Origin of the sequence: Mycobacterium sp. (assembly GCF_965277065.1) — a bacterium.
In the GTDB taxonomy this organism is placed as follows: Bacteria; Actinomycetota; Actinomycetes; order Mycobacteriales; family Mycobacteriaceae; genus Mycobacterium.
This window is the reverse complement of the sequence record NZ_CBDIBT010000014.1, coordinates 153,592-171,974: the sequence shown is the minus strand read 5'-3', so window position 1 is coordinate 171,974 and position 18,383 is coordinate 153,592. Positions and strand designations below refer to the sequence as shown.

The following is an 18,383-nucleotide window of genomic DNA, read 5'->3' as shown; positions in this document are numbered from 1 at the left end:
CTGGTTGCGGACGCATCGAGCATGTCCACCTGGATGGGACGGTGCTGAAGCGGGCGAACAGTGTCGTCGGCGGCAGCGTGGTGGCGAAAAGCGTTGAGACATAAGGACCGCGGTGTTCGGGTTGCGTGGCACCACACCGATACCCGAGGTGCTCATCTTCGTCCTCAAGCCAGGCCGTTCACCACCTGCCTGGTCGTTATAACTAGTTCGTTATGCGTACCGGCAGGTGGCGGATGGCCCGGAACGCGGATGAATAGGCGTACTCGGGCTTGGCGAGGACTTCGAATTCGTATCCGTGCGCCAAGAATTCCTCCCAGAGGATCGCCAGTTGCACCTCGGCGAGCCGCGCTCCAATGCAGCGGTGAATACCGTGGCCGAAAGTTAGATGCCGGGACGGCCGCTCCCGATCTACGATGAACTCGCTGGCCCGTTCGATGGCCTCGTCGTCCCGATTGGCGGAGATGTACCACAGAATGACTTTGTCTCCCCTTTTGATGCTTTTACCCTTGAAGTCGATGTCCTGCAGCGCGTTTCGCCGCATGCATAACGCCGGAGTCTGCCATCGCAACGACTCCTGAACGAACGGTCGCACGAGCGTGGGCGTCTCGCGCAGCTTGCGGAGCTCGTCTGGATGCTCCCATAAGGCCCAAAGGCCGCCACTCATGGTGTTTCGGGTGGTGTCGTTCCCGCCGACTAGGAAGGTGAGGAGCGTACCCATTCGCTCCTGAAGCGACAGTGAGTTCATGAGATCGCTATGGGCCAGAATTGACAGCAAACTAGTGCTCGCTGGTTCTTTGGAACTCTGCTCCCACAGCGTCATCATTGTTTCAGCGAATCTCAGTTTCTCGGCCTCGCGCTCTTGCTCCGAAGAGATCGGAGCATCGGGATCGTCAAGGAAACATGTCATGACTTCCGACCAGTAGACGAGGTCGCGTCGTTTTTCGATCGGGTAGCCCATCATTGCCGCGAGCATCGTTGAAGTGAGCTCGATGGACACGCGCTCCGTCCAGTCGAACTCGTCGCCCCGGGGCAGACCGGCAAGCACCTCGCGCGTGCTCTGGCGAATCAGGTTCTCGAGCGCCGCAACGCCTTGGGGTAGCCCGAGGATCTTGAGCACTTCACGGTGTTGGGTGTGGTCGGGCGGATCCATCATGAAGAAGGTGCGCAACGCGGCTTCAGGTGGCAGATCGTAGGGCTGAATACCCCCGAAGTGCGAATCGGAGGAGAATACCTGGGTATTGACCTCGATCTCTCTGATGTCGTCGAACCGTGTGATCGCCCAATACGGTCCGAAGAAGCTGTCGTGGACGCGATGAACGGGGTCTTCCCGCCGGAGCAGCGCGAACAGCGGCTCCCATTCGTCGCGCTGATAGGTGGCCGGATCGCTGATCAGCGCACCCACGTGTGCCAAGTGTTCTTTGGCTTCAGCGACCATACGAAGCCCTTCCAACGTGCGTCGAACTAATCCTTCGAATCGCGGTCTGACGCCGCGCACCGTTAAACAATGCGATCAGGGCTCCGGTCCGAAGACGAGCGCATGAGCCGCGTCGTCGAGCGAGCAGCGCTGAGAACATACCGAATCCAGTCTCGATCCGTACACGCAATGTTCCGGCCTGCAGGACCCACTTACCTCCCCCGACACCCTCGTGTTCAGCAGTCTGCTAGGCCCCCATGAGGTGACCGAGACCGCGGTGTTCGGCCAGGGACGTAGGCGTAGCCACTGTTTGAACCCCGTGAGCGAAGTCCATTTCGCAATCGCAGAGCGGCGGATCGGTGTGCCCATCGACTCGTTCATAGAGCGAGGCTCCGCGGACCTCAAGAGCGAATTCGCCGGCCCACTGACGATCCAGACGATCGCCGAGCAGATCGGCGTGCCCGACGAGCGGCTATCGGAGATGGAGCGGGTCGCCCACAACCTGCTGCAGGCATTGGACCAGCCGGCGAACGCGGAGCCAGGGGCGGTCGACGAATTTTCTTCGTTCGCAATGGAACTCATGCAGGAGCGCAGGAGGAATCCGCAGGACGACACACTGACGGTACTCGCCCAGGTAGAAGTCACGGGGCGCGAACTGGATGCCGAGAAGGCGATGGCCTATTTCAGTGGATTCCTGATCGCCGGCCAGACACCACCCGGGCATCGCAGACGAGATTGCTTTACCGCATCGGCCAGGACGAGGTTCTCAAACGGCGGCTGGTCGACGATCCAGGTCTGATCGCTCGGGCCAAAACCGCTGCTCAAAGTGCAGTCACCGCTTTCGAGGAGTCGCTGCGGCTGCGGCCGCCGTTTCATTTCTTTCGCCGCACCGTCGCCGTCGAGACTGAACTCGCCGGCCAACGGCTGACGACCGGAGACGCTGTCCTGGTGTCCTTCGCCGCCGCCAACCGCGACCCGGCGAGGTTCGCGGACCCGGAGCAGTTCAATCCGGATCGAGCGGAATGGAAGCATCTCACGTTCGGTCACGGCATTCACCTGTGCGCGGGTGCGACGCTGGCCCGCACGCAGCTACGCTTGGCCTCTACGCGAATTCTCGAGCGCCTGCCGGACTACCGCCCCACTATCGTCGACACCGACATTGAACGATTGGGCCTCGTCGATTCGATGCAGAGCCTGCCGGTCGAGTTTCCCCCGGCTCGCTCAGCACGGCATGTTCAAGACGTAACAAGAGCTGCGGTGGTCCGCGGTCACTCCACCGTCGGCACGCCGCTGCTGAACTGAGTACGCAAAGTCGAGGTTGTTCTCACAGAAAAGATCGCGGACGGGTTCGCAGGCATGCACCTTAACTGGCTTGCTCTTAGCGGCGCCGCAGCCGGATGACCGCCGGCGTCAGTGGCTGGTCGTCGGCACCCCGAGCAGCGCCGCGGCATTCAATCCCGCGATCTTTGCGGCATCGGCCGCCGGCAGATCAGCCAAGATAGACCCGCCCAGGTCGTCTTGCGCCGGCAGCGGGTAGTCGGTCCCGAACAGGATGCGGTCCGAACCGATCCGATCACATAGGTATCGCAGGTTCGCCTGGTCGTAGACGACGCTGTCGACGAATACGTTTCGGGTCAGGTCCGATGAGCGGGGTCCGTCGCCTTGATCCCACAGACGCGCGATTCGCGACAACGCCCAGAAGAAGGTGCCGCCACCGTGGGCGAGACAAATGCGCAATTGCGGGCAACGCACCACATGGCCGCCGAACACCAGTCGGCTCGCGGCGATCGCTGTGTCGGTAGTCATGCCGAGACCGAAGCTGTTGGCAAGCCCGGTGATCCGCTGCGACCAGCCAGCGCCGGTCTCGAGAATAAGCGGATGGACGAAAACAATCATGTCCAATTGTTCTGCGGCGTCGAAGAACTCCTGAAGATCGGCATGGTCGAGTTCACGGTCGCCGGCAGTGGTACCGATCTCGACCCCCGACAACCCCGCATCGCGCGCGCGCTGAAGAACGTCGACGGCCTTGTCGGGATAGTGCAGCGGCACCGCACCTAGCCCGCTGAACCGGCCCGGATGGTCGGCAACCACCTGCGCGATTCCGGCGTTCAGCTGGTCGGCCCATTCAGTTGCCTGTCTGGCGTCGCCCCAGTCGCAGATTAGCGGCGGGACTGGGGATAAGACCTGCCGGTCGAGCCCGGTGCCATCCATGTCGTCGAGCCGACGAGCGGTAGACCACGCCGAGGACGACATCGTCCGCACCACCTGCCCGTTGCGGCTCAATCGGCCCGTGCCGTCGGCGGTGCTGAACGTGGGCCAGCGCAGGTCACCGAAGCGCTCGGCGAAATTGGGCAACTCAACGACGACATGGGCATGAAAGTCGATACGGCAGCCGGTGTCGTCCGAGCCATCCATGGTGCCGTCCTCCTGAAACGCAATGCCGCCACCGGTGCTGAGCGGTCACTACCGCGCCGGCGCACCGTTGTAACCGGGGAGTATCAGCGATCCAGCGTCGACGGGCAGTTCGACGCCGGTCACCTCAGCCGCCTCGTCGGATGCGAGCCAGGAGAACGCGTTAGCGACCGCGGATGCCGGCAGCACCGAACGTCCGCGCAATGCCGACATCCGCCGGAAGAAGGCAGTCCGACGGCTTTCCTCCTCGTCGGACGAGGTATTGAGCGCACCGGCCGCGTCGTTGTCGATCATCGGGGTATGAATCGCCCCCGGCAACACGGTGTTGGCGCGGACACCGAACTCGCCCAGCTCCAACGCAATCGACTTCATCAGCCCAGCTAGCCCGTGCTTGGACGCCGTGTAAGCGCCGAGTCCTCGGCGCGGAGTTCGGGCCTGCACCGACGCGGTCGCCAGGATGACACCGGAGAGCTGTTGAATCATCTGCGGGGCAACCGCTTTGGCGGTTCGCCAGACACCGGAGACGTTGATGTCGAGGACAGCCTGCCACTCGTGTTCCTCAACCTCCCAAAAGGGCTTGGAGAGCATGATGCCCGCGTTGGCGATGGCCACGTCGATGCGGCCGAACTTGCCGACGGTGGCCTGGACTGCCGCGTCGATGGAACTCTGATCTCGGACGTCGACGATTTGGGACAGACAATCTGCGCCCGCAGCAATCACCGCGAGCCGGGTGTCCTCGAGATCTGTGGAATTCGCCGTGGTCGCCTGGGCCGCGGAGACGGTGTCGGCGATGTCGCATACCACCAGGGAGGCCTCCTCCGCCGCGAATAATTCGGCGGTCGCACGCCCGATCCCTCGGGCCGCGCCGGTGATGAATACGATCTTGCCTTGATGCCGGGACAACGGTGTCTCCTCTCGTAAGCCGCTGCGGGTGAGGTGAATTGCCAAGCACTCAGGTGTGCGCCGCCACAGCTAGCGACCGCGTCAGCCTGCGGTGGCCACCACAACAGGGACCGATCGGATTCCCTGCGTCGGCCAGATGGTCCTACCGACATCGCCCTCGACGTCGAAGTCCGGAAAGACGTCGAGGAACGCGTCGATCGCGATGCGAAGCTGAGTCCGCCCCAGATCGGCCCCGACGCAATAGTGGGTGCCAAATCCAAAACTGACGTTGCGCGTGGGCGGCCGGTCGAGGATGAATTCGTTGGCATGCTCGAACTGGTCCTCATCGCGGGAGGCAGACGCCCAGACCAGTGCAACTTGCTCCCCGGCATTGATGGTTCGGCCGCCGACCTCGACATCCTGCACGGCGCGTCGGCCCAATCCGATCAACGGGCCATAAAAGCGGATGATCTCATCCACCGCACCCGCGGTGAGGTCCGGATCGGCGATGAGCCGGGCCCGATGCTCGGGATGCGTACCGAGATGGATCAACGCGTGTCCCAAAGAGTTCGCCGAGGTGTCGTGACCGGCCGACGTCAGCAACATGTAGTAGCCGTGCAGTTCTTTCTGCGTGAGCGGGCGACCATCCACCCTGACCTCGAGCAACGCGCTCATCAGATCGTCGCCGGGATTTTTGGCCCGCTTCTCGGCCTCGCGCGTGACGTACTTCGATATTGCGTTGGACATGTCGAGGAGAAGCTCTAGATTGCCGTCGGATAAGGCCTGGACCATATTAGACGTCCAACCGCGAAACTCAGCCCACATGGACTCGGGCACCCGCAACGCGAGGCATAGCGCCTCGCCGGCGAACGGCTGCGCGAATTCGGTCGAGGCATCAAAGCGGCCCCGGCCCCGCAACGGCTCCAGCAGGCTACGTGCGATCTTCCGAAGCTCAGGCGCCAGCTCGGCGACCCTACTTTTGGAGAGAAAGGGCAGCAGCGGCGACCGGTAGCTGGTGTGGTCGGGCGGATCGCTCTGTAGCGGAATCCAGGGGAAGCCCAGGTCCAAGTGCGGGACGCTGAACTGCGGGCCCGACGAGAATGTGCCTGGGTTCTTGCACGCCGACGCGATGTCGGCGTGTTTCAGCAGGGCCCAGAATCCGCCGAAATCCTCGGTCCAGGCGACGGGGCAACCCTTGCGAAGGTCGGCGAAGGTCTGCGCATACGTCCCATCGATATCAGGTGCCAGCGGGCTCCAGTCGCTGTGGCGTTCCTCTGCTCGAGTCATGGTCGAAATTCTCTGTGCAGTGCGGAGGTATGCACATTCAGCGGTTCCGCGTGACAGAACCCGATCGACTCTGGGTCGCCACAACGCATATGCAGGCGCTGGACCACGGCGGACGTGAACACTCCGGTCGAGTCCAGTTCCGACCCTCAGAACGGCGATCGCCTTCGAGTGGCGCCGGTGAACGACGATGAATCCGGACGTGGCCCTGCTGCCGAGTCGCCCGAATACGGACGGGCGGTCGCACGGATGAAGACCTGACAGTTCGGGAAAGGGACCTCGTGAATACCTCATCGTCGACACCCACCGCTCTGGTGACCGGCGCCGGCGCAGGTACTGGCCGTGAATACGTGCGGCTATTGCTAGCGGACAACTTCCGAGTCCTCGCCGTCAGTCTCCTCGACGATGAACTTGCAATGTTGAAGCGCGATCATGATCCCGGCGACGGCCGCCTCGTGCTCAAACAAGCCGACCTCTGCGAGCCTGACTGCGCGGAGAAGTTGCTGGCCTGGTGCGACGAACACGCCTATCAGGTCGACACTCTGGTCAACAACGCGGGCTTCGCCGCGTACGGGATGCCGACCGATATCGACCTGACCAAGCTTGAGCGCATGTTGATGCTCAACGTGATCACCTCGACAAAGCTGTCGATGATTTTCGGTCGCCGAATGAAGGAACGCCGGTCCGGCCGGATATTGGTGATGGGATCGTCCGCCGGATTCTCGCCCACGGTAAGGCTCGCGGCCTATGGAGCATCGAAGGCGTACACGAACACGTTCAGTCTGGCGCTGGGCGCGGAGCTCGAGCAAAGCGGCGTCACGCTCACGTGTGTGGCGCCCGGATCCTTCCAGTCCAACTTCGCGGCGACCGCAGACGTCGCCGGGTTCAGCGGCAACTCGTTGACGAAGAGGATTTATGCCACCGAGAAGCTGGATGCCGCGGCGGTCGCGCAGGCCGGATACCGTGCCCTCGTTCAAGGCAAACCGATGGTGACGGTGGGCAGCAAGGGCACGGCGGCGAAGGTGCTGGGGCGAGCTTTCTCCCCGGTCTTCATGGCGCGGCGCTCCAGAATTCTGTAGCCACGTTGCTGGCGGCCGACCTGCGGCCGAACACGTTACAGCGCAGTACAACCGAGGTGGAGGACGTCGTGCTCGATGTGAGAAGCGCCATGCGACGCTCGGCGAGCTTTCACCGCGATCTGATTGCGGTCGAAAGTTCCGGGCGGACATTGACATTCGGCCAGGCGTGGGATCGCGGCGTGCGTCTCGCCAATGCTCTTATCGCGCTGGGCGCAAAACCTGGAGACCGTGTCGCCGTACTCGAAGACAACTGCATCGCGGCGTGCGACTTCTACCTAGCCACCGCGGTAGCGAACCTCGTCCGTGTTCCGCTCTACCGCCGTAATTCGCCCGCCGCCCATCAGCACATGATCGGGCACACCGGCACCAATATCGTTGTCGCCGCAGAGGAATACGCCGAAGAGCTCAGCGGAATCGACGACGTGCACGTTGTGGTCCGGGACGGAGAATACGAAGACTGGCTCGACGCCCAAGATGACACTGACCCGAATCCCGACGTGTCGCTTGACGACGTGTTCATCATCCGGCACTCGGCCGGCACGACGGGCAAGGCCAAGGGCATCGCGTACACCCATCGCGCCTGGATGAGCGCCACCCGCGACTGGTTCTACATGCTTCCGCCGGTCAACCGCGGCGACGGGTGTCTGCACGTGGGGCCTATCTCGCACGGTTCGGGCTACATGTTCCTGCCGGTCTGGCTGGGCGGCGGACGCAACGTGCTGGCCCCCAAGTTCGACTCGGAGACGTTCCTGTCCACCGTGGCCGACCAGGAGATTGCCTACCTGTTCGCCGTTCCGACGATGATCGCCGACATCGTCGCGAGGGTAGGGGGACGGCGTCAGCATCTGCCGCACCTCAAATCCGTCGTGGTGTCCGGCGCGCCGATCAGTGAACCCACCGCGATGGCCGGACGAGAGGTGTTGGGCGACAACATGTATCAGCTCTACGGCCAAACCGAGGCGGTACCCGTGGCGATGATGGGGCCGCGAGAATGGTTCGGCCCGTCACCGGGCTCGGATCCCTTGCGGGCGGCCGGACGGATCATGCCTTTCGCCGAATTGGAAATCCGCGACGAAACGAATTGCCCGGTTGCGCTTGGCGAACCCGGTGAGATCGCCATCCGATGTGACGGTCAGATGACCGGGTTGTGGAACGACGACGAGATGACTGAGCGCCGACTGAAGGACGGCTGGGTGTTGACCGGCGACGTCGGCAGGCTAGACGAACACGGCTACCTCTATGTGATCGACCGCGTCGACGACATGATCGTCTCGGGCGGTTTCAACATTTGGCCTGCCGAACTCGAACAGGTCATCGCCGCACTGCCGGGAGTGCGTGAAGTCGCCGTCGTCGGTGTGCCACACGAGAAATGGGGAGAGGCGCCACTAGCCGTGGTGTTCGCTGATCCCGCCGCCACGCTCGAACAGCAGGAGATCATCGATGCCTGCAGCACCAGGTTGGGCTCATACAAGAAGCCGACCCAGGTGGTGTTCCAGGACAACCCGTTGCCACGCAGCCCGGTGGGCAAAATCCAACGCAAAGTAATTCGGGAGCCGTTCTGGGCGGATCGGAGTGTCCGCGTCGCAGGTTCCTGATGGGTGGACGCACGCACCACCGGCGACCAGAGGTGGCTCCCCGCAAGGCTTATCGCTGGCCGCCGTCCCGCGTCAAGCGGGCCGGTCGCGGTCGGCGCCGACGCCATGCTGATCCCCGGCCATCACCTGCGGGCCGTGATTAACGACGACGGTGGTGGCCTGCCCTCGGACGACCCATATGTCGGAATTGTCGGCGGGCTGTAGCGGCTCGATTTCGATGGCCGTGAACTCTTGTCCGTCCGCGTCGTGCAACCCGACCGTGATGTGCACCGCGCATCCCGCTGCCTCGATACGCAACAGCTTGTCGGCACCCCCAGCGTGGTGCGTGATGATCTTCACCCGTCGTCCCGACGCAGGCCCACCGATCGCTTCGAAAGGGCCTAGACCTTAGCCGTTTGGCGCTGTTCAACCAGCTCCGGTATCTCGGCACGGCGATCTGAAACTCCCGCACGGTCGGCGGTGTCCCGGCTGACCCGACCGTAGCGGAAAAACTCCGTAAAGACCTGGGCGAACAGTTCCGGTTGGTCGGTCTGCCCTTGATGCCCGCAGTCGTCGGGATAGAAGAACTGCACTCTGGGCAGCGCGTCCTCGACGCGGTGGCCGAGCTCCTGAACGGGAAGGATGAGGTCGTTCTTCCCGTATAGGCACAGGGCCGGAATCTCGAGGCGGTCAAGCCGATTCTTTGTTGACATGGCGGTCGCAATGTCCGGCGGAATCTCGCCATGCAATGTGGCCTTTTGCCAGGCGATCCAGGAGTCTTTGTGGGTGTCAGCCGAACGCATCCGCATCTCGAGGAGATCATCGGTGATCGCTTCCGGGCGGTGGATGATGGAGCTCATCATCTTTTTCATCGTCTCGCGGGTGCCGTCCCATCCGACGTCGGCCTTGAGATCGGTTGTCCCGAACGAAATAAGGTCGCCGACGGGCCCCGCGATGAGGATGAACTTTTTAACCCGATGCGGATAGCGCACGACGTAGTGGGAGGTGTTGATACAGCCCATCGAATTCCCCGACAGAAAGAATTCGTCAAGGCACAAAGCCTCAACGAATCGTTCCAGAAAATTGATGTGCGAATAGGGCCCGTAGACCGGCCAGTACTGCGGGCTCGGGTCGGAGAGTCCGAAGCCGGGCTGATCCGGGCAGTAGATCCGAAAGCCTGCCTGCGCCAAAAGCGGCGCCAGCATGCGCCATCCGGCCAACCCCGACGATCCAGGGATTCCGCCGTGCAACAGCACTACTGGAGGGCCGCTCTCGCCAGCGGTCATGTAATGTGCCCGTTCGCCATTGGCGAGACGGATCCAACAGCTCATCATGCCCGGTACCTCGATGATTCCCTCATCGGTTAAGGCCACGTCTACCGGATCCTTTCGCGTGCAATACATCCCATAACTTGGCATCGACTGGTTCTCACGCGGATGATTGTCGGGATCGTGCACGCTGGCAAGGTTGCCATTTCGCTGAATGGAACTCGTCTGCGACGCAGCGCGGTGAGTGTGATCCGCGGCGCGAAGCCAGCCGGTGGGTGGCGCCCCGGAAGGTGTTCTAGGTAGCGGCACGACGGGGTGTTGCGGATCGCCAATGCTTTATGACGTCCCGACCAAGGTCAGCGGTGCGTACAAATCAGCGATTTGCGCACAACGTCGCGTGCATGACGCAACGTTCGGCCACGAATCGGCGGGGTTCAAACCCGGCTGGCGTGCGGCGAGGCACCGGAGGATCGATGGAAGAATACGAAGCCCGACTCGTGTGGGGTGCGGCGTGCTCGGGTCGAAATGTCTATCTCAACGGTGCGGGTATGCAGCGGCCGACCCGGCCGCTATCCACCGTTAGCACACAGTGAGCTTGCGGGTCGGCTTCGCGGTCGCCAACTTAGGGTTTGCTGAATGAGAGTTTCAGTGCCCCGTCGCTAGGCGAGCACCGATCGAGCGAACTGCGCGATCCGATTCTGGGCGGCAATTGCCTCGGGCACCGGCATGATGGGCCAGCAGTGGAAGAGGCCAGACCCTTCAATGTATTCCACCTGAGGCCACTTTCGTTTGAATGCGCGCGACTCCAATACCAGCACGTCGTCCGTTCCGGCAAACATCAAGATGGGCGGGAAGTTCGTGAAGTCACCCACGATGGGGCTGATCCTGGGGTCATCGGCGGACAGGTTGCCCGCGTACAGCGCACGCAACTCGTCGATCGTTCGATCGCTCAATACGCTGTCGCGCTGGCGGATCTGCGGATAGTCCGGATCGTCTCGCCGAACCGCTTCAAGTCCGGGCGAGATCAGCACCAGTCCCCTCGGCAGGTCGATCCCTTCGTCCTGAGCCAGCAGTGCGACGACGGCCGTGAGCATTCCGCCTGCGGAGTCGCCCGCCATGACGAGGTCGTCGGCCCCGGTTGTGGCCACCAGTGAGCGATAGAGCGCCACGCCGAAGTCGGTGATCTCGGGCGCCTGCGCATCGGGTGCCAGCGGATAAAGCGGGACGATGAAGGAGATGCCGAAGTCCCGCACGAGTCGGCTGATGAACTTCCAGTGGATAGACATCGGCCCGAAGACGAAACCCCCACCGTGCCAGTAGAGGACGCGAACCGAGGATCGTGATTCCAGGGGGCCGATGTGCCACACCGTGCGACCACGGAACATCTCCGCACGCACCGAGAGGCCTTTACGCATAGCCGAACGTGGCGCCCTGCACAACAGTCGGCGTCGTAGCCGCCAGTTCTTCCGCCTGAGGTCGCCACCCCACAGCCACAGATTGAGCAGCGAGGTGTGGCGCATGGCGAATCCCATCGCGCGGGCCTTGCGTGAGGGTGAGTTCATCTACTGCCCTTTCTCGGCGAAGTTGGGATGTGACTCAGCACCGCCGCCTCGAGTTCATCGGGGCACGTGCTGACGCGCTCGATTGCCGGGGTGGGCCCCCGGCACGACATCGCAGCGACGATCGCCTCGCGGCTGTTGATGACGACGACGTTCGTCAGGCACATGTGGTTGACGGGGCGGACATGCCCGGCCGGGTAACCAGCAGGGAGTTTCACTCGGCGATGAGCTCGGTCGCGGTGCTCTGGCAAACGTGCTCGACGCTCACCCCAGGCGCGCATTCGCGCAGATGAAGCTCGGTGTCTACGCGGTCGATGACGGCAAGGTTGGTGATGATTCGATCCACCACACGTCGGCCGGTCAATGGAAGCGAACAGCGATCGACGATCTTCGGATTGCCCTCACGGTCGGTATGTTCCATAACCACGATCACGCGGCCGGCGCCGTGCACGAGATCCATCGCACCGCCCATGCCCTTGACCATCTTTCCCGGGACCATCCAATTGGCGAGGTCACCTCCGCGAGATACCTGCATCGCACCGAGCACCGCGGTATCGATATGTCCGCCACGAATCATCGCGAACGATAGGGCCGAGTCGAAGAACGACGACCCGGCGTTGACCGTCACCGTTTCCTTGCCGGCGTTGATGAGATCGGCGTCGACACGGTCGTCGGCGGGGTACGGACCTGTACCCAATATCCCGTTCTCTGAATGCAGGACCACCTTGACGCCGGGCGGTAAGAAGCCGGGGATCAAGGTGGGTAGCCCGATCCCCAGATTGACGTATTCGCCGTCTCGAAGCTCGGCCGCGGCCCGGGCCGCGATCTGATCGCGCGTCCATCCCGGTGCGGTCACGAGGTACCCGCCGTGGCAGGCTGGACCGTCCGCTTCTCGATGCGTTTCGCCTGGGCTCCGGTACACACGATGCGCTGCACGAAAACACCGGGAAGGTGAACCTGGCCGGGCTCGATCTCACCGGGCTCGACGAGGTGCTCAACCTGAGCAATGGTGACCCGGCCTGCCATTGCGACGAGTGGATTGAAATTCATTGCGGTCTTGTTGAAGACGAGGTTGCCGTCGGCGTCGCCGAGAGCTGCGTGTACCAATGCGAAATCTGCCCGCAGCGCGGTTTCCAGCACGTAAGGGCGGCCGCCGAACATACGGGTCTCCTTGGGCTCCGAGGCCAGCGCGACGGAGCCGTCGGCGTTGTACCGTAGCGGCAGCCCGCCGTCGCTCACCAAACTGCCGGCGCCGGCCGGGGTGAAGAACGCGGGAATCCCCGCGCCCCCAGCCCTCAGCCGTTCGGCGAGGGTGCCCTGCGGCGTCAGTTCAACTTCCAACTCGCCGTGCAGATACCGTCGGGCAAACTCCTTGTTCTCCCCCACGTATGAGGCGACGATGCGGCGAATCCGGCCGGCCGACAACAGAAGACCCAGTCCCCATTCGTCGACGCCACAGTTGTTGGAGATGATCTCGAGGTCTGAACTGCCCGTCGCGACGATTGCGCCGATCAGTACATCGGGGATGCCGCACAGCCCGAATCCGCCCACGGCCAAAGTTGCCGAGTGACCGATGTCGGCCACCGCATCGGCGGCCGCGTCCACCACCTTGCTGCTCACAGGCTGGCCACCAATTCCGCGGCGGATGTGCCGGCCTCAATCGCGCGCCGGCCGCGCAGCATCGTCCTTGGAGCATCGACGGTGAGCACGCCAGCCACTTTGCCCCGACGCTCGTACACCGCGACGTGTCGGCCATCTGCGGGGTCGTCCATCAGCGTGATGTCGTCGCCTGCGGCGGGTCGTCCGACGATCTGAATCTTGCGGTGATATTGATCCGACCAGACGTAGGGCACGGCTCCGGCGACGCGCGGCTCTCCCATGATCACCGAAGCGACGACGTCTGCGTGCTCGTTGGCGTTGGTCCAATGTTCGACGCGTATTGACTCGCCGAAGATCGGATGCGTCCAACGGGCGACATCTCCGACAGCGTAAACGCCGGTCCGGCCGATGGCTTGCAGCTGGTCGTCGCACTTGACCCCGTTGTGCACATCCAGACCGCTGTCACGTAGCCACGCTGTTGCCGGGACGACGCCGAGACCCATCACTACCACGTCGGCATCCAAAACCGTACCGTTGGACAATTCGACCTTCTCCACTCGTGGCGCTCCAAACACTCGGGCGACCGTTACCCCGCAATGCAGCCGCACGCCGTGGTCGGTATGCAGGTCTGCCAACAGCGCTGCGACCGTTGGCCCCAGCGCACCCGACATCGGCGCAGGCAGGAGTTCGACGAGGTCCACGTCGAGATCACGCGCACGGGCGGATGCGGCGACTTCCGCGCCGATGAACCCGCCGCCGACGATGACTACCTTGGGGCGCCGATCGAAATCAGCGCGAAGGAGCTCGGCGTCAGCCAAAGTGCGTAACGTCCGGAAGCCGTCCACCCCTTCGCTGAGCGGCAGTCGGCGAGCATCGGCACCCGTCGCAATCACCGCATCGTCGTAGGGCATTTCGTCGCCATTCGACAGGCAAACCCGTCGACGATCCCCATCCAGCCTTATGGCGCGGGTCTCAGCTCGGATTTCCAAGTCGAGTTCGGCCAAGGCCGCGTCGTTGCGGAGCAGAGGCACCTCCCCCGAGTGATCCGATGACAGATAGTCCTTGGACAGCGGTGGGCGATCGTATGGCAACCCCGGTTCCGCGCCCACCAGAGTGATGGGCTCGCAGTAGCTCCGGGCACGCAGCGCTTCGGCCGTTCGCAGGCCGGCCAGCGACGCGCCGACGATTACTACACCCAAATATTTCATGCGGCGCGATCCCGCCGCGCGCTACGCCAGGGCCGTGCCGTCCTGCGGAATGAAGCCCTCACGCAACCCTGCCGCGCAACTGAACGGCGCAGAACCGGCACCGCGACTATGAGCACTTTGCGCCGATTGACGCGGCCGCCTGACTAAGTCCTCGTTCTAACTCTGGAGTCACCTTTTCCGTCAGCAGGAGGCTCATGGACATCGCACCGAGAACCTCGGCTGAGGAGCGACGCAAGATAGGAGCTGCGATGCAATGTGCTCCCAGCGATGACCCCTCGTTATCTCGGGCGACTCCGGTTTTGCGCGCCTCCCTCAACGACGCGCGCAGAATTGCAGTGTTGGTCATGGTCTTGACCGTCAGCCGCGGAACGGGAGCCGACAGGGCACGCTCTCGCGTGGCCTCGGCAGAAAATGCCAACATTGCCTTTCCCAGCGCAGTGCACAGGGCCGGAATCCTGCCACCAATTTGGCTGGGCACGTCTACACCATCGTGTCCGTAGATCTTCTCGACGTAAAGCACATCTATTCCGTCGAGCACCGCCAGATGCACTGTTGCACCGTATTTCCGGTATAAATCGGACATGTACGGGATGGCAATCGAACGCAAACTGCGCGGCCGGCATTCGGCGACCATGTTCCCGAGCTCGAAAGCAGCACGACCCAGCCGATACCGCGTGTCGACCCGTTCGACGTACCCCTGAGCTACCAGCACTCCCAGCAGACGATGCGCGGTGCTCTTGGGAATGCAGGCACGACCGGCGATCTGCGAGACCCCAAGCAGCGAACCACCGCCGCGGAAAGAGTCAAGCACCGCCAGCGCCTTCCCTACGCTGGTGCCCAGCGCAGATCCGCCCTCGCGAACGTTTGGCGTCTGCGTGAAGGTCGAGATCAATGATCCTGCGCATGACCGAGGCGGTGCTGCTGGAGTCATCTTGCCTCCTTGTGGTCACACAAATGCGGGTCTGCCCAGACCGGCAAATGCCATGTGGAGCGGTCTAACGGGCGCAACGTTACGGAACCCAGACAGCCTAGTCAACATGTGTGTTGAAAGCTGCTCGGTCCGCGGTCGCCATTGGACATCAGGTGGCGGCACTTCATCCGGTCCCGCAATGCGGAACGCGAACCTTGGCAGCGCAGCCTGCGTGCCATAAACCGCTAGTACACAAAGGAACAGGCTTCCAGGCTCGGACGCGCTAGTCACTCACCGACCAACTTGCGACCGACGGCTCGCAGTTCAAGACGGGAATGTGCATGCAAGACATCGTCCACAAGTTCGGTTACCTCGCGATCGGCGTGAGCGATCTCGTCGAAGCTACCGAGTTTTATACCCGATTCGGCCGGCTCGACCTCACCGAGGTTGTCGGATCGACTGCGTTCATGACCGGCGGGCGAGAACACCATTGGGTGCGGTTGGAAGAAGGAAACGGACAGGGGGTCAAGCGAATCGGGTACGAGGTCACCGGTGAAGAAAGCTTCGGGCACGTCCGCGAGGAGTTGAAAAGCCGGAAGATCACGTTCGAAGAGGGCGGCAACCCTGCGGCCGACCGCGTATCTCGCTGGCTCCGATTTACCGACCCCGGCGGCACGGACATTGAACTGTATTCGGGAATGTACGAGCGTGGCGTCGCACCGGTCAACACCGGTGTAAAAATGGAGAAGTTTTTGCATGGTGGCTGGGAGACTGCGCAGTTCGATATCACGACCCGTTTCTACCAAGACGTCCTCAGCTTCAAGCCGTCCGATTGGATCGCTGACAAAGTCGCATTCTTACGGGCCGGCGACAGATATCACCACTCGCTCGTGTTGCTCAGGGGCCACCGCTCGGCGTTCAACCACTTCTGTGTCCAGGTCGAGTCGATCGACGACGTGATGCGCTTCCGCAACAATGCGTTACGTCACGGAGTCAGATTGCGCGATGACCTGCTCCGCCACGCGCCATCGGGCTCCATCGGCGTCTACATGCAGGATGAAGCGCGAGGCTTTGCCGTCGAATTCTGCACGGGTCATCCGCAGGTGGACGATGCGACGCATAAGGCGAGAATTCTGCCCATGGCTCCCGAGACCGCCGACATCTGGCTGTCGCCGTTACCGGATATGCCGGTCGAACCGTCGTCGCGGGCGATGCTCCCCCCCGGCGTTCGCACACCGATCGACAACGACGGCGGAAAGGCCGTCGAACCGCTAGCAGTCGGCGCGTTACCGGTCGGCGACGCGTGACCACGTTTCCCAGCAGCGCACCCGAGGCGAGAGGCGACATATTTGTGACCACTCCAGGCAAGTTGGTCGTCGACGACAGGGAGAAGGGGCTGTTCCGAATCCACCGGTCTGCCTTCACATCTGAGGAGATCTTCAGCAAAGAGCAGAAAGAGATTTTCGGCCAGAGCTGGCTTTACGTCGGCCATGAGTCAGAGATCCCCAACCCGAACGACTTCCAGACCAGGCGGGTCGGCGGGCGCACCGTGATCTACACAAGAGACAAGCAGGGCCAGGTTAACGTCATGCTCAACAGCTGCCGCCACCGCGGGGCCGAGGTGTGCCGCGAACGCCGAGGCAACCGCAAAATCTTCACCTGCTTCTACCACGGCTGGGCCTACAACAACGCGGGCACGCTAGTGAGCGTGCCTGACGGTGATCGGTACAGCGAAGCGTTCGACCGCGGCGAACACGGCCTCTTCAAGCCCCGGGCCGAGACCTACCGCGGTTTCACGTATCTCACCTTCAGCAACGATGCGCCCGACCTGCAAACCTATCTGGCGGACGCCAAGCACCTGATCGACCTGGTTGCCGACCAATCTTCGACTGGCATGTACATCGTGCACGGCACCCACAACTACTCCATGCGCGCGAATTGGAAGCTGTTGATGGAGAACAGCTGCGACGGGTATCACGCCTTCACGGTTCACCAAACTTACTTCGAGATGATGCTGAACCTCGGGGTCACCCCGGGCCTGATTGCTGAGCAGGGCCGGGGCGCCGGATGGGATCTTGGCAATGGTCACGCCGTGGTGGAGAGTCCGGAACTCGGTATGCCTTTGATGTCGGAAGAGATTCTGGCGGCGACCGTGTTGCGGCGCTCGGAAATGGTGAACCGCGTTGGCGAGGCCCGCACAAAACAGATGCTGAACACCACCCGTAACCTCATCGTGTTTCCGAACATGGCGATCATCGACCTCAACTTCGGGATTCAGGTCCGGACGATGTATCCGCTCGCTCCCGACCGCACCGAGATCACCGGCTGGCAACTCATGCCCAGGGATGTGTCGGAGGCACTGAAGCTCTACCGAATCGACAACGCCTTGACCTTCTGGGGGCCGGCCGGTCTCGCGACACCCGATGACGTTGAGGGGCTTGAGCAGTGTCAGCGGGGCTTCTCGTCGATGCAAGAGATTGAGTGGTCCGACATCTCCCGTGGAATGGGGTCACAACAGCCGACCGCCGTGGACGAGCTTCAAATGCGCTGCTTCTGGCGCCAGTGGAACGCATCGATCACTGGCGAAAGCACCATTCCGGAAGGATCCCCTTACGACACGTCTTATCTCGAGCAATCCTCCGCAAAGCCGGTACTCGAGACCTTTAGCAGCGGGACGACGCGATGACTGGCGTCGTGTCCGCCGCGACGTTGACCCGTGCGGATGTGGAAGACTTCCTCTTCTACGAAGCCGCGCTACTGGACGAGTGGCGGCTCGAAGAGTGGTTGGACCTCTTCACCATCGACTGCGTTTACGAGGTACCCGCGCCGGACCGGCCCGAAGATGATCCGGCCGAGACCTTCGCGCTCATCCACGACCGTCGACCCATGCTTGAGCAGCGCGTGATCCGGTTGAAAAAACCGACCGCGCATGCTGAATTCCCGCACTCCAGAACACGCCGGCTTATCACCAACGTGCGGATCATCTCCGCCGACATCGGTCAGATCCGGGTGGGCGCAAACTTCGCGGTATACCGAGTGCGAAACGGCATTGACGTCACCTATGTGGGGCGCTACGAATACGACCTCGCGCTCGAGGCGGACGGATGGAAGATCGCTCGCCGCAAGGCGATCTTGGACCACGATGTCCTCGACCCACACGGCAAGATCAGCATCGTCCTCTGAGTCAGGCCGAC

The 18,383-nt window shown here is 62.6% G+C and carries 18 protein-coding genes; 7 read left to right on the top strand and 11 right to left on the bottom strand.

The genetic code is table 11. The features are described from left to right. Positions 1 to 202 precede the first annotated feature (202 nt). Positions 203 to 1,435: a cytochrome P450 gene (locus tag ACQY5A_RS03555; RefSeq protein ID WP_428338996.1), complete on the bottom strand. Its 1,233-nt coding sequence runs from the start codon at positions 1,433 to 1,435 to the stop codon at positions 203 to 205. 241 nt (positions 1,436 to 1,676) lie between these two features. On the opposite strand from ACQY5A_RS03555, the gene ACQY5A_RS03550 reads away from it, so the two are divergent. Then, positions 1,677 to 2,213, top strand: a complete 537-nt coding sequence (locus ACQY5A_RS03550; RefSeq protein ID WP_428338995.1) for a hypothetical protein — start codon at positions 1,677 to 1,679, stop codon at positions 2,211 to 2,213. Then, positions 2,150 to 2,716, top strand: a complete 567-nt coding sequence (locus ACQY5A_RS03545) for a cytochrome P450 (RefSeq protein ID WP_428338994.1) — start codon at positions 2,150 to 2,152, stop codon at positions 2,714 to 2,716. The genes ACQY5A_RS03550 and ACQY5A_RS03545 overlap by 64 nt, the downstream gene beginning before the upstream one ends. 108 nt (positions 2,717 to 2,824) lie before the next feature. On the opposite strand, the gene ACQY5A_RS03540 is transcribed toward ACQY5A_RS03545, so the two are convergent. The 3 genes from ACQY5A_RS03540 to ACQY5A_RS03530 all read right to left on the bottom strand — a co-directional run bounded on the left by ACQY5A_RS03540 (position 2,825) and on the right by ACQY5A_RS03530 (position 5,995). After that, entirely contained in the window at positions 2,825 to 3,829 is a 1,005-nt protein-coding gene (locus ACQY5A_RS03540) for an amidohydrolase family protein (protein WP_428338993.1), read from the bottom strand. A 48-nt stretch (positions 3,830 to 3,877) separates the two neighbouring features. Beyond that, positions 3,878 to 4,729: an SDR family oxidoreductase gene (locus ACQY5A_RS03535; RefSeq protein ID WP_428338992.1), complete on the bottom strand. Its 852-nt coding sequence runs from the start codon at positions 4,727 to 4,729 to the stop codon at positions 3,878 to 3,880. Between the two features lie 81 nt (positions 4,730 to 4,810). Continuing rightward, positions 4,811 to 5,995 (bottom strand): cytochrome P450, encoded by a 1,185-nt coding sequence (locus ACQY5A_RS03530; RefSeq protein ID WP_428338991.1) that lies wholly within the window; start codon positions 5,993 to 5,995, stop codon positions 4,811 to 4,813. Between the two features lie 311 nt (positions 5,996 to 6,306). Here ACQY5A_RS03530 and ACQY5A_RS03525 point away from each other — a divergent pair, with 311 nt between their 5' ends. Together ACQY5A_RS03525 and ACQY5A_RS03520 are read left to right on the top strand one after the other, a co-directional pair. Next, positions 6,307 to 7,071: an SDR family NAD(P)-dependent oxidoreductase gene (locus tag ACQY5A_RS03525; protein ID WP_428338990.1), complete on the top strand. Its 765-nt coding sequence runs from the start codon at positions 6,307 to 6,309 to the stop codon at positions 7,069 to 7,071. A gap of 68 nt (positions 7,072 to 7,139) precedes the next feature. Further along, the gene (locus ACQY5A_RS03520) at positions 7,140 to 8,666 is read left to right on the top strand and encodes a class I adenylate-forming enzyme family protein (protein WP_428338989.1); all 1,527 of its coding nucleotides are present in this window, start codon (positions 7,140 to 7,142) and stop codon (positions 8,664 to 8,666) included. A gap of 72 nt (positions 8,667 to 8,738) precedes the next feature. On the opposite strand, the gene ACQY5A_RS03515 is transcribed toward ACQY5A_RS03520, so the two are convergent. The 7 genes from ACQY5A_RS03515 to ACQY5A_RS03485 all read right to left on the bottom strand — a co-directional run bounded on the left by ACQY5A_RS03515 (position 8,739) and on the right by ACQY5A_RS03485 (position 15,171). After that, on the bottom strand, positions 8,739 to 9,005 hold the full coding sequence (locus tag ACQY5A_RS03515) for a hypothetical protein (RefSeq protein ID WP_428338988.1): 267 nt from the start codon (positions 9,003 to 9,005) through the stop codon (positions 8,739 to 8,741). 41 nt (positions 9,006 to 9,046) lie between these two features. After that, positions 9,047 to 10,102, bottom strand: a complete 1,056-nt coding sequence (locus tag ACQY5A_RS03510; RefSeq protein WP_428338987.1) for an alpha/beta fold hydrolase — start codon at positions 10,100 to 10,102, stop codon at positions 9,047 to 9,049. Positions 10,103 to 10,572: 470 nt separating this feature from the next. Then, the gene (locus tag ACQY5A_RS03505; RefSeq protein ID WP_428338986.1) at positions 10,573 to 11,475 is read right to left on the bottom strand and encodes an alpha/beta hydrolase; all 903 of its coding nucleotides are present in this window, start codon (positions 11,473 to 11,475) and stop codon (positions 10,573 to 10,575) included. A 211-nt stretch (positions 11,476 to 11,686) separates the two neighbouring features. Next, positions 11,687 to 12,328, bottom strand: coding sequence for a 3-oxoacid CoA-transferase subunit B (locus ACQY5A_RS03500; protein ID WP_428338985.1), 642 nt, complete (start codon positions 12,326 to 12,328; stop codon positions 11,687 to 11,689). Next, positions 12,325 to 13,092 (bottom strand): CoA transferase subunit A, encoded by a 768-nt coding sequence (locus ACQY5A_RS03495; RefSeq protein WP_428338984.1) that lies wholly within the window; start codon positions 13,090 to 13,092, stop codon positions 12,325 to 12,327. The genes ACQY5A_RS03500 and ACQY5A_RS03495 overlap by 4 nt, the downstream gene beginning before the upstream one ends. Continuing rightward, entirely contained in the window at positions 13,089 to 14,279 is a 1,191-nt protein-coding gene (locus tag ACQY5A_RS03490; protein WP_428338983.1) for an NAD(P)/FAD-dependent oxidoreductase, read from the bottom strand. Before ACQY5A_RS03490 ends, ACQY5A_RS03495 begins: the two co-directional genes overlap by 4 nt. 106 nt (positions 14,280 to 14,385) lie before the next feature. After that, positions 14,386 to 15,171 carry an IclR family transcriptional regulator gene (locus ACQY5A_RS03485; protein ID WP_428338982.1) on the bottom strand — a complete coding sequence of 262 codons (786 nt, stop codon included), beginning with the start codon at positions 15,169 to 15,171 and terminating at the stop codon, positions 14,386 to 14,388. Between the two features lie 359 nt (positions 15,172 to 15,530). Here ACQY5A_RS03485 and ACQY5A_RS03480 point away from each other — a divergent pair, with 359 nt between their 5' ends. From ACQY5A_RS03480 to ACQY5A_RS03470, 3 genes are read left to right on the top strand one after another with little or no spacing between them, the layout of a single operon-like run. Further along, complete coding sequence (locus ACQY5A_RS03480; protein ID WP_428338981.1) at positions 15,531 to 16,496, top strand: VOC family protein; 966 nt, start codon at positions 15,531 to 15,533, stop codon at positions 16,494 to 16,496. A gap of 44 nt (positions 16,497 to 16,540) precedes the next feature. Further along, positions 16,541 to 17,875: an aromatic ring-hydroxylating oxygenase subunit alpha gene (locus ACQY5A_RS03475; protein ID WP_428338980.1), complete on the top strand. Its 1,335-nt coding sequence runs from the start codon at positions 16,541 to 16,543 to the stop codon at positions 17,873 to 17,875. After that, complete coding sequence (locus ACQY5A_RS03470; RefSeq protein ID WP_428338979.1) at positions 17,872 to 18,372, top strand: aromatic-ring-hydroxylating dioxygenase subunit beta; 501 nt, start codon at positions 17,872 to 17,874, stop codon at positions 18,370 to 18,372. The genes ACQY5A_RS03475 and ACQY5A_RS03470 overlap by 4 nt, the downstream gene beginning before the upstream one ends. The last annotated feature ends 11 nt before the right edge of the window (positions 18,373 to 18,383 follow it).